General features: G+C 66.5%; 11 protein-coding genes. 5 read left to right on the forward strand and 6 right to left on the reverse strand.

Annotation, left to right across the window (positions count from 1 at the left end):
* Positions 1-58 precede the first annotated feature (58 nt).
* The 3 genes from ACZK08_RS06425 to ACZK08_RS06435 form a co-directional block, all read right to left on the reverse strand.
* A complete protein-coding gene (locus ACZK08_RS06425) occupies positions 59-613 on the reverse strand; it encodes a hypothetical protein (protein WP_065181221.1) in 555 nt (184 codons plus the stop codon).
* Positions 614-677: 64 nt separating this feature from the next.
* A complete protein-coding gene (gene ybeY / locus ACZK08_RS06430; protein WP_053516586.1) occupies positions 678-1163 on the reverse strand; it encodes an rRNA maturation RNase YbeY in 486 nt (161 codons plus the stop codon).
* Positions 1160-2146, reverse strand: coding sequence for a PhoH family protein (locus tag ACZK08_RS06435; protein ID WP_053516587.1), 987 nt, complete (start codon positions 2144-2146; stop codon positions 1160-1162). Before ACZK08_RS06435 ends, ybeY begins: the two co-directional genes overlap by 4 nt.
* A gap of 297 nt (positions 2147-2443) precedes the next feature.
* Between ACZK08_RS06435 and ACZK08_RS06440 the strand changes: the two genes are divergently transcribed.
* Positions 2444-5623 (forward strand): type VI secretion system Vgr family protein, encoded by a 3180-nt coding sequence (locus tag ACZK08_RS06440; protein WP_065181222.1) that lies wholly within the window; start codon positions 2444-2446, stop codon positions 5621-5623.
* Here ACZK08_RS06440 and ACZK08_RS06445 read toward each other — a convergent pair.
* A complete protein-coding gene (locus ACZK08_RS06445) occupies positions 5551-6183 on the reverse strand; it encodes a hypothetical protein (RefSeq protein WP_231107712.1) in 633 nt (210 codons plus the stop codon). The genes ACZK08_RS06440 and ACZK08_RS06445 overlap by 73 nt on opposite strands.
* On the opposite strand from ACZK08_RS06445, the gene ACZK08_RS06450 reads away from it, so the two are divergent.
* On the forward strand, positions 6139-8934 hold the full coding sequence (locus ACZK08_RS06450) for a phospholipase D-like domain-containing protein (RefSeq protein WP_478452584.1): 2796 nt from the start codon (positions 6139-6141) through the stop codon (positions 8932-8934). The two genes, ACZK08_RS06445 and ACZK08_RS06450, sit on opposite strands and share 45 nt — an antisense overlap.
* Positions 8931-10487 (forward strand): hypothetical protein, encoded by a 1557-nt coding sequence (locus tag ACZK08_RS06455; protein ID WP_478452585.1) that lies wholly within the window; start codon positions 8931-8933, stop codon positions 10485-10487. The genes ACZK08_RS06450 and ACZK08_RS06455 overlap by 4 nt, the downstream gene beginning before the upstream one ends.
* A gap of 245 nt (positions 10488-10732) precedes the next feature.
* Here ACZK08_RS06455 and miaB read toward each other — a convergent pair whose 3' ends face one another.
* The gene (gene miaB, locus ACZK08_RS06460; RefSeq protein ID WP_065176220.1) at positions 10733-12154 is read right to left on the reverse strand and encodes a tRNA (N6-isopentenyl adenosine(37)-C2)-methylthiotransferase MiaB; all 1422 of its coding nucleotides are present in this window, start codon (positions 12152-12154) and stop codon (positions 10733-10735) included.
* A gap of 133 nt (positions 12155-12287) precedes the next feature.
* A complete protein-coding gene (locus tag ACZK08_RS06465) occupies positions 12288-12908 on the reverse strand; it encodes a glutathione S-transferase family protein (RefSeq protein ID WP_053516594.1) in 621 nt (206 codons plus the stop codon).
* 81 nt (positions 12909-12989) lie between these two features.
* Between ACZK08_RS06465 and ACZK08_RS06470 the strand changes: the two genes are divergently transcribed.
* Both ACZK08_RS06470 and ACZK08_RS06475 read left to right on the forward strand, forming a co-directional pair.
* Positions 12990-13958 carry a helix-turn-helix transcriptional regulator gene (locus ACZK08_RS06470; protein ID WP_065181224.1) on the forward strand — a complete coding sequence of 323 codons (969 nt, stop codon included), beginning with the start codon at positions 12990-12992 and terminating at the stop codon, positions 13956-13958.
* Positions 13959-14004: 46 nt separating this feature from the next.
* Positions 14005-14922, forward strand: coding sequence for a lytic transglycosylase domain-containing protein (locus tag ACZK08_RS06475; RefSeq protein WP_065181225.1), 918 nt, complete (start codon positions 14005-14007; stop codon positions 14920-14922).
* The last annotated feature ends 62 nt before the right edge of the window (positions 14923-14984 follow it).

Below are 14984 nucleotides of genomic sequence, written 5' to 3' on the forward strand. Positions count from 1 at the left end.
AAAAAGGGCACCCGGCATGCCGGGCGTTGGCGCCAGTCTAGCAGGATGTAGCGGCCTGTCAGCGCCCCCCGCTGTCGGGGCCGGTGATCGGGGGCGGCGCCAGTTCAGGCCGGGACGTCGGTGCTTCGGGCAGGTCCAGGCTGTAGGTGCAGCCGGCCAGCGTCCGGCCCGGGTGGGAGGCCACCGTTGAGACACTGAGGATGATCGACTCGATCTGCGCCTCGCCGGTGGTCGGGTCGGTCACGTCACGGCTGACCAGTTCGCGCCCCGCCATGAACTTGCCGTCCTGGTCGTATGCGGTCTCCAGCCCGAGCCGCCTGGCCAGTGGCCGGGGGTCGGCCTCATCGAGGATGGCCATGATGCTGGCACCGGCCATCGCGACCCGGTCCGTGCGGGTGCCGAACACCGTGATGGGCTGCGCCAGCCGGTACTCGCTCAGGAACCGGTTGCCCTGCGGCAGGGGTTGCAGGCCGCTGGCGACCGCTTTCAGCGGGTCGGCCAGCAGCGGTGCCAGCGCGGCATGGGCGGCCACGTCCTGGCGGCATTCGATCAGTGCCGGCAGGTCCAGCGGAGCGGCGGACGCAGAGGTGGCAAGCAGCAGGGGCAGGAACACAGCGGCACTCCGTGGTGGCGCCGAGCCTGGGCTCGGCTGCCTTCCGGTCAGGGGGGCGGCGGGCTCAGCGCTCGCCGGCGTAAGGGTCGGCGATGCCGAGCTCGGCCAGGATCTCGCGTTCCAGCTGCTCCATCGCCTCGGCTTCCTTGTCGTCTTCGTGATCCCAGCCGAGCAGGTGCAGCACGCCGTGCACGGTGAGGTGCGCATAGTGGGCGTTGAGCGCCTTGCCCTGCTCACCGGCCTCGCGCTCGACCACCGGGGCACAGATCACCAGGTCGCCCAGCAGCGGGAACTTCACGCCCTTGGGCAGGCCTTCGGGCACTTCGGCCGGGAAGCTGAGCACATTGGTGGCGTAGTCCTTGCCGCGGTAGTGGCGGTTCAGCGACTGCCCCTCCTTCGCATCGACCACGCGGATCGCCAGGTCGGCTTCGCGGATCCGCCCCTTCAGGGCCGCGGCAACCCACCTGCGGAAGCTCACCGCGGCCGGCAGTCCGGCGCGGGGCAGGGCGTAACTGACGGCGACGTCCAGCCGTACGGGACCACGGGTCATGATGTCGCTCCGGGTTGGATCTGATGCAGGTCGCGGCGGTCGTAGGCACTGACGATGCGGGCCACCAGCGGATGGCGGACGACGTCGCGCGATTCGAAGAAGGTGAAGCTCACGCCCTCGACATCGCGCAGCACGTCGATGGCATCGCGCAGGCCCGATTTCAGGTGCTTGGGCAGGTCGGTCTGGGTCAGGTCGCCGGTGACCACGGCGGTGGAGCCGAAGCCCAGCCGGGTCAGGAACATCTTCATCTGCTCGATGGTGGTGTTCTGCGCCTCGTCCAGGATCACGAACGCGTCGTTGAGCGTGCGGCCACGCATGTACGCCAGCGGTGCGATCTCGATGACGTTCTTCTCCAGCAGCTTCACCACCTTCTCCACGCCCATCATTTCGTACAGGGCGTCGTACAGCGGCCGCAGGTAGGGATCGACCTTCTGGGTCAGGTCGCCAGGCAGGAAGCCGAGCTTCTCGCCGGCCTCGACCGCAGGCCGCACCAGGATCAGGCGCTGCACGCGCGACTCGTTCAGCGCTTCCACCGCGCTGGCCACGGCCAGGAAGGTCTTGCCGGTACCGGCCGGGCCGATGCCGAAGTTGATGTCATGGGTGGCGATCTGGTGCAGGTAGCGGCCCTGGTTGGCGCCGCGACCGCGCACGGTGCCACGCTTGACCCGGATCGCCACGTCCTGTGCTTCGTACGAGCGTTCGGCGATCTGCTCCACGTTGGCCTGGGCCAGGCGCAGGTGGATGGCGTGGTTGTCGAAGGTGGTCTCGCCGGCTTCGGCGTACAGGGCCTCGATCAGCTTCTGCGCTTCCACGCTGGCTTCCTTCGGTCCACTGATGCGGAACACGAAGCCGCGATTGGCGATCTCCACGCCGAGTTTCAGTTCGATCTGTCGCAAATGGCCGTCGAACGGGCCGCACAGGTTGGCCAGGCGCGCGTTGTCTTCCGGCGACAGGGTGAAGTCTCGATGCTCGATGTTCTTCATTGCTGGAGGTGGGGCGGAAGCCTTCCACCACAGTGTCTTCAAGGGGAAACAAGGGTAGCGCGCGGGGGCGCACACGGCCAGTACGGGGGCTGCGACGCGGTTTTCCACACGGGGTGTGGATCGGGCCTGCGGGAACCTGTGGATAGACGTTCGCAATGCTTGTGCCACAAGCTTCCTGCGCCGGTGGTGAAAAAAGCGTCACGGCCGGGTGGGGAACGGAAACCGGAAGCAGCGGTGGCCACGGGAAGGTTCACAGGCATTGAGCGTCGGGGCGGAGCGCCCGGCCAGGGAGAGGTCATGGATGTTTCACATACGGCAGCTGCGCACGCGCCGCTGGCGGGGCTCGGGTCGAACGGGCAACTGCATCGGCTGCAGGCTGAGGGCCTGCCTCCCTTGTTCGTCGAACAGTGGTGGGGCCACGAAAGCCTGGTCAACGGTTTCGATTACTGGGTAGATGCCGTGCACCCGGATGCGGGCCTGTCATGCGCAGACTGGCCGGGACTGAGCGCCGCGCTGGTCACCTGCCTCGATGATGGCCAGGACCACCATCGCTGCGGCTACATCGCCGCCGCTCACCTCCTTGGCGCAGACGGCGGTCTGGCGCGCTATCGGCTGCATCTCGTGCCATGGACGTGGTTCCTGCGGCATGCGCGGCGCAGCCGTGTCCATCAGCAGCGGACCGTCCGGGACATCGTCGAGGACGTGTTCGGCACGCACAGCGGACTGGCCCGCTGGCGCTGGAGCGACGATGCCCTGGCCGCTCTGGCCGCCGCACCCGTGCGCGACTGCTGCATCCAGTATCGGGAGCCGGACCTTGAGTTCGTGCAGCGGCTGTTGGCCGATGAAGGCATTGCGGGCACGTTCGAGAGCGACAGCAGCGGCGGATTGACGCTCGTGCTGTTCGCCGACAGCAGCGTGCAACCTGAGAATCCACAATCGGCCCGAGACGGCGGTATCCGTTTCCACCGTGACGACGCCACCGAGCGCGCAGATGCCCTGCAGCAGCTGGGCAGGTGGCGTCGGCTGGGCAGCAGCCGGCTCTCGCTCGTCACCGACGATGCCCCGGCGGCCACCGTCCGACATGTGCAGATGCCACTGCAGGACGCCGGGCACAGCCCGCGCGAGGTCTATGAGCCGGTGGGCACCCACGCCCTGGCTGGCGCCGATGAGGGGTATCGTCGCGCGCGGCGAGCAGCTGAAGCGCACGAGGCCGGCAGTGCAGGCTGGCTGGCGGCAGGCAGCGTACGCAGCCTGCAGGTCGGTCGCTTCATCCGCGTTCTGGCCGCGAGCGCTGGTTCGACGCCGAGCCTGCTGCCGACGGAACTACTGCATTACGGGTGCAATCCGCCGCCGATCACGCAGGGGGCGGAGCAACCACGCGCTGCGGCACCGGCCCGCTGGCTTGAGGCCGGTTCAGCCATGCCCGGCGTGGCGCTGGAGACAAACGCGCCCCTGGGTTATGCCAATCGCTTCCGCGCCGTCGATCGGAATCGACCGTGGCGGCCCGTGCTGGCCGATGGCACCGGCGAACGCATCCACCCGCGGCCGCTCGCGCCAGGCCATCAGACCGCTACGGTCATCGCTGGCGATGGCCGTGATGATGCCGCTCTGTACGCCGATCACCTGGGCCGGGTACGGGTACGTCTGCATCTTCAGGACGCCACAGATGCCGGTACGACCTGTTGGCTGCGGGTCGCGCAGCGCTACGCTGGACCGGGCGTCGGTGCACAGTTCCTGCCGCGTGTCGGCCAGGAGGTGGTGATCGGCTTTCTGGACGGGAACATCGATCAGCCCTTGGTGCTGGGCGCGCTGTACAACGGTCGTGGCGAGGCGGGCGTTGCGCGCACCCCGGCCGGAGCAGCGGCCGCAGACGAAAGCGGCGGCCTGTTCGGGCATGCCACCGACTCCCGCCCGAGCGCACAGGGCAATGCGGCCGGCGGCCATGCGCCTGTCTGGCACGCGATGGCACCGGGGCAGGACCAGCACCGGCATGCCGGGGCGGTATGGGGCATCCAATCACGGGAATGGTCCGGAACGGGTTACAACCGGCTGGCCTTCGATGATTCCGACGCACAGCTGCGCGTGCAGCTGGCCAGCAGCCACGCCAGCAGCGAGCTGAATCTGGGTCATCTGCTGCACATGGCTGACAACCATCGAGGTTCCCTGCGCGGAGAAGGCGCGGAACTGCGCACTGACGCGTGGGGCGCGCTGCGTGCCGAACGGGGTGTCTGGTTGACCGCGCGTGGCCACGCTGCGCTGTCACCCGCAGGCGAGGTGTCTGCGGCCGGCGCGCTGCTGCAGCAGGCCGCCCTCCTGGCCGCGTCCAGCCATGGCGCGGCTACGATGCACGGCACGGCTGGCTTGGACAGCCACGCAGTACGGGAGGACAGCACCGGCCTGGCAGGTCTGCAACGGGTTGCCCGGGCCAGTGTGACCGGACTTTCCTATGCGCAGGCCAGCGCCGGTGAGGAGGGCCACCCCGCGCCCGGCGATGTTCCGCATACCGGCCAGCCAACGCTGGGCCTGCATGGGCAGGCCGGTCTGATGATGGTGGCCGGGCAGGCACTGCACTGGGGCGGTGCCCGGAATGTGGCACTGTCCAGTGGCGGGCACACCGATGCCAACGTGGGCGGCGGTGCGCGCCTGCACGCGGCGCAGGCGGTGGGCATGCTGGCGGCCAGTGGCCGCAGCTTTGCCGGTGATGCGGCATTGACCATCGTCGCTGGGCAGGAGGTACTGGACATCCGGGCCCAGTCCGAAACGATCCACCTGCAGGCGCGCAGCACCGTGCGTGCAGCGAGCGGGCAGGGCGCTGTGGAGCTTGCCGCACCGCGCACCCTGCACATCGCCACCGCCGGTGGCGCCAGCATTACGCTGGAAGATGGCAACCTGGTGCTGGTCTGCCCCGGCACGGTGACCGTGCAGGCCGGGCAGCGCACCTTCGTCGGCCCGGCGCAGCTGACCCGTCCGCTGCCGGACATGCCGTCCAGCGCGCTGGACGGGCAGGTTCCGAAGCTTGCTTTCAGGCTGCAGGACATCCCGGGCCCGCAGGGTGTGCCGCTGGGCGGGCAGCCCTGGAGGGTCGTGCGCACGCACCGCGCCCTGGACGATGAGCAGCGTGACAGCGCCCTGCTGCCGGAACGCTGGGCTGAGACCCTGGCCGAAGGTGAGGCCGACGCACAGGGCGATGTCAGCCTGGACGATGCGCTGTGCGCGAGGATCTGGAGTGACGCAGGCCGCCATCCCGGCTGCCTGTTCCTGGTACACGGAATCGACGTGATCCCGCTGCAGCGGCCCCGGCCATACAGCGGCTCCCCGGGGGTGCGGGCAACCCTGGACACGCTGGAGGCGATCAACTATGGCAAGAGTCTGGCCGACCTGCCTGACGATGCCGCACTGCATGCCTACCGGCAGCGCGCCGAGTACGAGTTCCAGTCCCACATCGACGCCAGCCCGGCCCGGCGCAAGGAGATCTGATCATGGCAGACGCCAACGCATGGGGCAGGGTCGAGCGCGCCTCTCTCATCTGCAGGGATGGCCAGAAAGGCACGACCAGCGGCGACTACTACGCACCACCGGACCGTCAGTTCGCGCCGGTGCGGCACGGGAACCGCGTCGACGCGTTCACCGACGGGCGCTCGGCCATGAAGGCGATGGCCGATGCCATCCGCGGCGCGCAGAAGTTCATCTTCATCGCCGACTGGCAGATGAACTTTGATACCGAGATGGACGCGCGCGGCGACGCGCACTCCGCGCGGCTGAGCGAGCTGCTGTTCGACGCTATCAACCAGCGCGGCGTGGATGTGCGGGTACTGCTCTACGACAGCGTGGAGGCGGCCGCCTACACCCACGAGAACGAGGTGCGCACGGCGCTGTACAAGATGCAGGATGACAAGACGCCCGGGCAGGTCCAGGTGGGCCTGCACAACCCGGCGACCGGCCGCACCGATGCCTTCAACATCGCCTTCTCGCACCACCAGAAGATCCTGGTGGTGGACGGACGCATCGGCTTCGTCGGAGGACTCGACGTCGCCCATGGCCGTTGGGACGACGGCAACTTCGACGTGGTCTGCGACCCGACGCTGCACGTGATCAATGACCATTACAACAACTGCCTGAGCAAGTATCGGAGCATGACGGATGATGAGACGGAGCTCACGCTGGACAAGCCCGATACCAGCCCGGATGCGGCAGGCCGCGTTCGTCCCGGCTTCGCACAGGCGTATGTGCCCGGCATGGCCATCGCACTGGACCAGATGAAGTCGCAGTGGGATGCCGGTGCCGCATTGGCCGAACTGCAGGACTATGCGGACAAGCTGGGCGTACCCGACGCGCTTGAGCGCGAAGGCCTCAGGAAGATCGCCGAGTGGATCATCCCCGGCATGGAAGAGGGGATGGCGGTCAAGCGCACCGTCGCGCGCACGTTCCTGGCCATCCAGACGACACTGGAGGAGATCGGCCAGGAATATGCAGATGTCATTGCCGCGTCGAACCGTGCCGCCGACGAAGCCATCAAACTGAATCCGGTCCAGGCGGCTGCCGCAGCAGGGCGTGCGGTGGCAGGCTTCAGCGCCATCCAGGCGAAGAAGTTCGGCAGCTGGCTCGACCAGCAGAAGAACGACATCCGGGCGGCAGCGCTGCGGCCCTTCCAGACTGCAGAGAAAGCGGCGGGCTACCTGCTCGATCCGCGCAGCCTGCGCGCGGACATCGAAGGCCGACTCAGCGAAATAGAAGCAAAGATCGACAAGGCGAAGAAAGACTGGGAATCGCTGGTGCAGTGGATCAATACGCCGGTTGATCGCACCCAGCGGCTGCTCGACAGTGGCCGCCAGCCTCGCATGCCCTGGCAGGACGTGCACGCGCAGATCGCGGGCCCGGCCGTGTTCGATATCTGCAGCAACTTCATGCACCGCTGGAATGCCATGGTCTGGCAGAACCAGCGCGGCGACCGGACCATCGGCTCGCTGCTGCGCAAGGGGCTGAACACGGGCCTTCGCAAGACCAATGAATGGCTCGACACAGCGCTGCCCGAGCAGACCACCCTGGCGCGTGGCATGGAACTGACGCCATTGAGCGATCAGTGGCTGCAGTCCATGGGGGGCATGCAGGCGGTGTTCGGTGACCTGACGGTGCCGGGCACGGCGGGAAAGATCAGCGTGCAGATCGTGCGTTCCTCGGGCACCGCCCTGCATGCGCTGGAGAAGAAGGGGTGCAGGGAACTCGGCCTGAACCTGGACGACGCCAGCTGCCTGCAGCCGTACTGGGAGCGTGAGCAGCCGATGCACTCCATTCTCGACGCAATGGTCAACTGCATCGCATCGGCCAGTGCCTACATCTATCTGGAAACGCAGTTCCTCATTTCCGATTGCGGCTGGTCCGACGCGGATCCGGGCAGCGTGGTGGAAACCGCAGTGAAGGGCGGGGAGCGGCGGGATGCGACGGATGCCGAAAAGGCGAAGCTTGGTCACGTGGGGCGCGGCGTGGGGATGAGCGGCCCGGTAGGCAGGGCCGGCATCGTGCAGGATGTGGTGGAACGCAGGCAGGGAGTGAAGTCGGCGGCCAGCAACCCGCTGGTGGCCGCCCTGGCCGCGCGCATCCGCCGCGCGATCCTGGCCCGGCAGGGCTTCCATGTGTACATCACCCTGCCGGTGCACCCGGAGGGCAGCCTGGCGGACGGTGCCGTCGTGAAGCAGCAGTACTGGGTGCAGCAGACCCTGCTGCGTGGTGACGACAGCCTGATCCGGCGCATCTGCCGATCATTGATCGCACGCGACAAGGACATCCGCGAGGCCGGCGTGGAGGAGGCTGACCTGCAGGCCGAGGTCAAGGCCGGGCGGCGGAAGGAATACCTGTCGGTGATGAATCTGCGCAGCTACGGCGTGCTGGCCGAAACGCGCAGAAGCGATCATCTGCCGCCGCACACGATCGGCTCCGAGCATGGCCCCTCCCTGTATGTGGTGACCGAGCAGTGCTATGTGCATTCCAAGCTGCTGATCGTTGATGACGCGGTGGCGATCATCGGCAGCGCGAACTGCAATGACCGCAGTCTGCTGGGGACGGGTGATACCGAGATCGCCGCGGTGATCGTTGATGGCGAGGCGAAGCGGATGGATCTGGGCAACGGCGTGCAGGTAATAACCCGAACGTTTGCTCGGGAGCTGCGGTTGAAGTTGTGGAGGAAGTTTCTGGGGCAGGAGATTCAAAAGCTGCCGGAGAAGGAGAACAAGCCATACTCGGCAGTGGAAGCGGCGCAGACGTATCTGCCTTGGTTCAACAAGAACGTGCCAACCCTGACGGTGGACAGGCCAGCAAGTGCCGAGACGTGGAGAAGCATCAGGAATCTTGCCGATTCAAATTCCGCCGCTTATCAGCGTGTCTTCACCAATGTCCCCCGCGACTCGTTCCCTCGCTACGACTCCGTGCTTCATGGATTTCCCGCCGCAGGCTTGAATGACAAGGGTCACGTCAAACGCATGTTGCATGCGCAACCACCTGACCTGCAGCCAGATTTCATGGAGGAGCCTAGTGTCGTTAGCGACTATGTGACCAGTGTAGTAGGTCGGCACGATGTGCGTAGGGCGACAGACTTTCTTCGGGGCGAGCCGGGACGCCCACGGATCAAAGGCTTCTGGGTCACCATGCCGCTGCTTTGGGGGAGCAACATGGACGATCCGGTTGCCACGATGCCGAGCGAGATCATTGCAGCCGTGCCTGTTGAGGGAGGCAGTTCAAGTGAATTGGCATATTCGATTCGACATGCTGCATTGAATCAAGGAGAGAAGGTGTGATTGAGCGCTTGCTGTTGAAAGCCCTGCATGCGGTTGGTGCTCTGTGCGCTGTGCAAGCTGCGCATGCAGGTTGTATTTCAATCAATGAAGACGATGGCCGCTTTCAGGGCAACGGATTGGTGGTTAAGTTCAGGCCGAGCTTGGTTGGCGGAGGAGATGCAGTGGGCGCCAGTCTCAGTCGCGCGAACGAGGCGGAACCTTACATAAGGATCAGGACTGGTCCTGACCTGACTGAGTTGAAGAATGAGCCATTCGACTCGAATGGTGGTTCGGTCTACTACTTGGAAAGCGGTGGCCAAGCGCAACGGATTTGCCGTGCTGAGGAATGGAGAAGGCGGGAATCCAAGTTGATTGGCGAAGCACCTCCTGAGCGTCTGCATCCTGCGGTGAGGCCCGTGTATCCGTACTTCGAGCTGCACAAGATGTATGAGCTCGATTATGATTCGGTCGGTCAATTGACGTCGATTCATGCAACTGACGCGAAGGGGCATAGGGAGACTACGTTCTGTGCGCTCTATGATGATGATGGCCGCATAGAGGTGGCCAATCAGAGTTCCGGGATGAGTGTTTCGGATGTTCCTGACTTCACGTGCTCGCAGTTACGTGAAAAGGCCTCGAAGAAGATGACCTGGTACTTCACGTATCGGTCGGATGGCGCGTTGGTTTCAGTTGTTGACAAGGAGGCCACAAGGAAGCGTGGTGAGCAGCCAGAACGTGACGACACGGCAACGGGCGCCGAAACTACGGACGGAGCGTGGATTGCGAGTGGCTACATGTATGTTGATGGGGCGAATGGTCGCAGAGAAGTGGCGATCACCTTTCACGGAAGTGATAGGCAAGGCCTTTTGGGGGTTCGGGACTCCTCCATGACTGTCGTGCAATCCGACGCTACTGCGCTCTTCGCGCAGCGTAGCCGGGACCCTCGGCACAAGCTGCGGTATACCTTCCCCGGCGAGCGCGTTCCAATGGAACTTGCCACGGGATTGTTCGAAGGAGTAACTGACTACACCCGCGTCCGGGAGTACTACCATCGCTCGCATCGACGGATCTTCGAGGTCTTCGGGCCCGGTGCCAAGCAGCCCCACGAACGCCAGTGGCGCACGCTGGATCTGAATCGCCAGGAGAACTACGACGCAAACGGCAGGCTCACGCGGGTGATCCTGTTCGGCCCGGTTCCCGGTAGTGGTGGCTACACCGAGAACCTGCGCGCATACGCAGAGAAGGGTGTGTTGAAGCTTACGCCGCTGACCAGCGGCTACACCTCCTACCGCGTCTATGACTATGACGCAGCAGGCAACGAGACGCTCTCGTTCGTGTGCTGGCGCCATGAGGTCTCGGCCAACAAGCCGTATGCCCATTTCCCCTGGTGGGAGCCCGATCCCCGTCCCAAACGCAGTCGTGAAGCCGAACTGCAGTACGGCAGGACGCAGCTGGCAGCCCGCTGTGGCACGCCTGATGGCAAGGTGATCATAGAGGGCATGGGGCCGGCGAAGAAGCTGATGGAGACCCGGTACGGATTCGGGACGACGAAGCTGGGATTCCTGAGCGAGTAGCGCGATGCGTCCTTCTGAGGCTCAGAGCAGACCCGCTAAGCGAAGGTTGCGGCCAGCAACGAGGCCCGGCGGGCTCGCCCCTGAGACCCACCGCTTTTCCACAATCACTGTGGAACGACGCGCAATCAACCTGTGGATAGGTGACGCAGAGCCTTCTGCACAGAGGGTCTGCGTGGCGTGGTGAGAAAATCACCACGCCTGCTGCGTGGGGCGCAAGCCGTACATGGCTTCCCCCACTCCGGCGATCAGCCTTCCGTCACCACCCGCCCGCGCAGCGAATTGGTCAATGCCTCGGTGATCACCACATCCACGAACTGACCGATCAGGCGTGCCGGCGCCGGGAAGTTCACCGAGCGCATGTTCTCGGTCTTGCCGGTCAGCTCGTTCGGGTTCTTCCGGGATGGGCCTTCCACCAGTACCGTCTGCACGGTGCCGACCATTTTTGCGGAAATGCCGGCGGCGTGCGCGTTGATGCGCTCCTGCAGGCGCGACAGCCGCGCGTGCTTCTCGGCATCGCTGAGCGTGTCTTCCAGGTCGGCGGCCGGAGTGCCCGGACGACGCGAATAGATGAAGGAGAAACTGTGGTCGAAGCCGATGTCCTCGATCAGCTTCATGGTCTTCTCGAAGTCCGCCTCGGTCTCGCCGGGGAAGCCGACGATGAAGTCCGAACTGATCGAGATGTCCGGGCGCACCGCGCGCAGCTTGCGGATCTTCGACTTGAACTCCAGCGCGGTGTAGCCGCGCTTCATCGCCGACAGGACGCGGTCGCTGCCGGCCTGCACCGGCAGATGCAGGAAGTTGGCCAGCTGCGGCACATCGCGGAACGCGTCCACCAGCGAGTCGCTGAACTCCAGCGGGTGCGAGGTGGTGAAGCGGATGCGGCCGACGCCATCGATCTCGGCGATGGTGCGGATCAACAGGCCCAGATCGGCGAACTCGCCATCGCCATACGGGCCACGGTAGGCGTTGACGTTCTGGCCGAGCAGGTTGATCTCGCGTACGCCCTGCGCGGCCAGCTGTGCCACTTCCACCACCACGTCCTCGAATGGACGGCTGACTTCGGTGCCGCGGGTGTAGGGCACCACGCAGAACGAGCAGTACTTCGAGCAGCCTTCCATGATCGACACGAACGCCGACGCGCCTTCAGCGCGCGGCTCCGGCAGGCGGTCGAACTTCTCGATTTCCGGGAAGCTGATGTCCACCTGCGGTCGCTTCTGCTCGCGACGCGCTCGGATCAGCTCCGGCAACCGGTGCAGGGTCTGCGGGCCGAACACCAGGTCCACGAACGGCGCGCGCTTGATGATGGCCTCGCCCTCCTGCGAAGCGACACAGCCACCGACGCCGATGATGACCTCGCGGCCCTGGTTCTTCAGCCCCTTCCAGACGCCGAGCTGGCTGAACACCTTCTCCTGCGCCTTCTCGCGGATGGAACAGGTGTTGACCAGGATGACGTCGGCATCCTCCGGGGTGTCGGTCAGCACCAGGCCGTCGCTGGCGGCGAGCACGTCGGCCATCTTGGCCGAGTCGTACTCGTTCATCTGGCAACCGTGGGTCTTGATGTACAGCTTGCCCTTGATCTGCTCCGGCGTGCGCGGAGCGGAGGGCAGGGCAACGAGCGGGGTGCCGCCCGGCGTGGCGGGCGGAAAGACGTCTGGCGTCCCGGTCATGGCGCTTAATCCATTCGGGTGGCGGGAAAGCGGGCAATTCTACCCGCATCCTGCGCCTCCCGCCGCGGTGCACGCTCATGGGGCACGGCCCCTGCCGCGCCCGGTAGCGCCGGGCCGTGCCCGGCGGGCGCCCTTACGCCGCGATCAGCTCCGCGTCGATCTGCCGCGAGCGGTCGAAGGCCGTCAATGCGCCCATCCGGGCGATGTAGTCCGCCGTGGCGGGGGCGGGCTGCACCAGCCCGAAGTCGGTGGTCCATTTCAGGGCATTGCCCCACAGCACGTCGGCGGCGCTCATCTCCTCACCCAGCAGGTAAGGTCCCTGCGCCAGCTGCGCCTCGATCACCTGCAGGACGGTTTCCGCGTCGTTGTAGGGCGACATCGACTGCGGAGGCGGGTCGCGGCGCATCGCGCGGTCGATCATCGCCGGCTCGAAGCAGGCGCCGTAGAAGGCCATCCAGCGCAGGTAGGGGCCGCGCAGCGGCGAGCCGATCGGCGGCGCCAGGCCGGCTTCGGGGTAGAGATCGGCCAGGTACAGGTAGATCGCCACCTGCTCGGTCACCAGCGCGCCCTCATGGATGATCGCCGGCACTTTGCCCATCGGGTTGATGGCCAGGTAGGCCGGGGCCAGGTTGGCGCCGGCTTTCAGGTCCAGCACATGCAGGCGGTAGTCGGCACCCAGGGCTTCAAGCAGGGCCACGGCGCCGCTCGAGCGTGAACGGGCAGCGTGATAGAGGGTGATCTGGCGGGACGTCATGGCAGTGCTCCTTGCAGCAGAGGGGTGAACTGGGGCCCATGCTGGGGCACTATTGCGGACGACTTCTGTCCTCGATCCCTCATGCGCCATACCGCCCATCGGCTGCTCCGCCTGATCGCCCTGCTGCAGGCCCGCCGACAGTGGTCGGGGGCTGAACTGGCCGAGCGCATGGGGGTGGACCGGCGCAGCATCCGCCGCGACATCGAGCGCCTTCGTGAGCTGGGCTATCCGGTCAGGGCATCGGCCGGGGTAGGGGGCGGCTATCAGCTGGGGGCGGGCGCACCGGTACTGCCGATGCTGCTGGACGAAGAGGAGGCGACGACCCTGGCCATCGCCCTGCGTGCGGCCTCGGCCACGGTGGCCGGCATCGACGAGACCGCGCGCGGTCTGCTGTCCAAGCTCGACCCACTGGTGCCGACCCGCCGCCGCCAGCAGGCTGGCGAGGTGCACGCCGCCACCGCGACGCTGTCGGATCTGCCTTCCACCGATGCACGTCTGCTGGGGCGCCTGGCCCAGCATTGCCGCCAGGCAACCCGGCTGGCCTTCGAGTACCGCAGCGCGCAGGACGCGGTGACCCAGCGCGAGGTCGAGGCCCAGCATCTGGTCAACTACGGACGTCGCTGGTACCTGCTGGCCTGGGATCTGGGCCGCCAGGACTGGCGCACGTTGCGGGTGGACCGGATGGGCGCGGTGCGCGCGCTGGCCGAGCCCGGCCTGCATCGGCGCACGCCCGCACCGCCCGATGTGATGGTGCGGCAGGCGGTCAGCCAGGCGCCGTTCGCACTGCAGGCGGTGCTGCGCCTGGCCGGCAGCCACACCGAGCTGGAAGGTCGCATTCCCCCCTGGTGTGGCGTGCTCGAAGCCGAGGGTGCCGATCACTGCCTGCTGCGCATGGGCGCGGAAAGCCGCGGCATGATGCTGGCGCAGATTCTCAGCCTCGACCGGGTGCCGCTGGAGCTGTGGACCACGCCGCCGGCGCTGCGCCAGGAACTGGCGCAGCGCCTGGGCGGGCTGGCGCAGCTGCTGGCTGTGCCTGACGTCACAGGCTGAGCCGCACGGCTTGGCAACGCGGGGCGAAGCTGGGACACTCGCGGCCATGAAGGGGAGACTGGGGACAACGGCGATCATCATCGCTGCGCTGACCGCTGCGCCGGCCAGCGCCGGCACCCTGTACAAGTGCCAGGGGGCAGACGGGGTCACCAGCTATGTGAGCAAGCGTGTGGCCGGCGCCCAATGCAGCACCATCAGCTACAGCCGGGAGGCCGCCCGCCCGGCCCGCCCGGCAGCGACTGTCGCCAGGCCTGTGCCGGCCACTGTGGCCAGCATCGAGCGCAATCCGGTGGCGGTGGCCGCCAGTGCAGCCGTGCCCGTGCCGGCTGCACCGGTGCCTGCTTCGACTCCGGCAGTTGCTGCCGGCACGTCCCGCACCGGGCGCATGGTCAGTGGCCAGGTCTATTCCTATATGAAGGATGGGGTGCGCCACTACACCAGTGCGCGGCCCAGCCAGGTTGCCCACCTGGGGCCGGTGCGCACCATCCGCTACAGCTTCATGGAGCGCTGCTACGCCTGCGGGGCCAACCCGCGCGTGGACTTCGGCACCGTGCGTCTGAACACGACGGCGTTCCGGACCGAGATCGCTTCGGCCGCGCGCGAGTTCGGCGTGGAGGAGGCGGTGGTCCGGGCGATCATCCATGCCGAGTCGGCCTACAATCCGACTGCACTCAGCCGTGCCGGTGCGCAGGGCCTGATGCAGCTGATGCCGCCGACTGCCGCGCGCTTCGGGGTCAATGATTCCTACGATGCGGGCCAGAACATCCGTGGCGGCGTGCAGTACCTGTCGTGGCTACTGAAGCGATTCAACGGCAACCTCACCCTGGCCGCCGCCGGTTACAACGCCGGGGAAGGTGCGGTCGACCGCCATGGTGGCGTGCCCCCTTACAGCGAAACCCAGTACTACGTGCGTCGGGTGGGCCAGCTGGCCGAGCGTTACCGCAATGCCTTGAGTCACCAGTAGTCCGGCCGGTGCCGGTGCCGACTGACGGCCCATCGCCGGCTGCCGGTCGGCACACGGTACAA

Source organism: Stenotrophomonas sp. 112478_Sma (genome assembly GCF_056479905.1).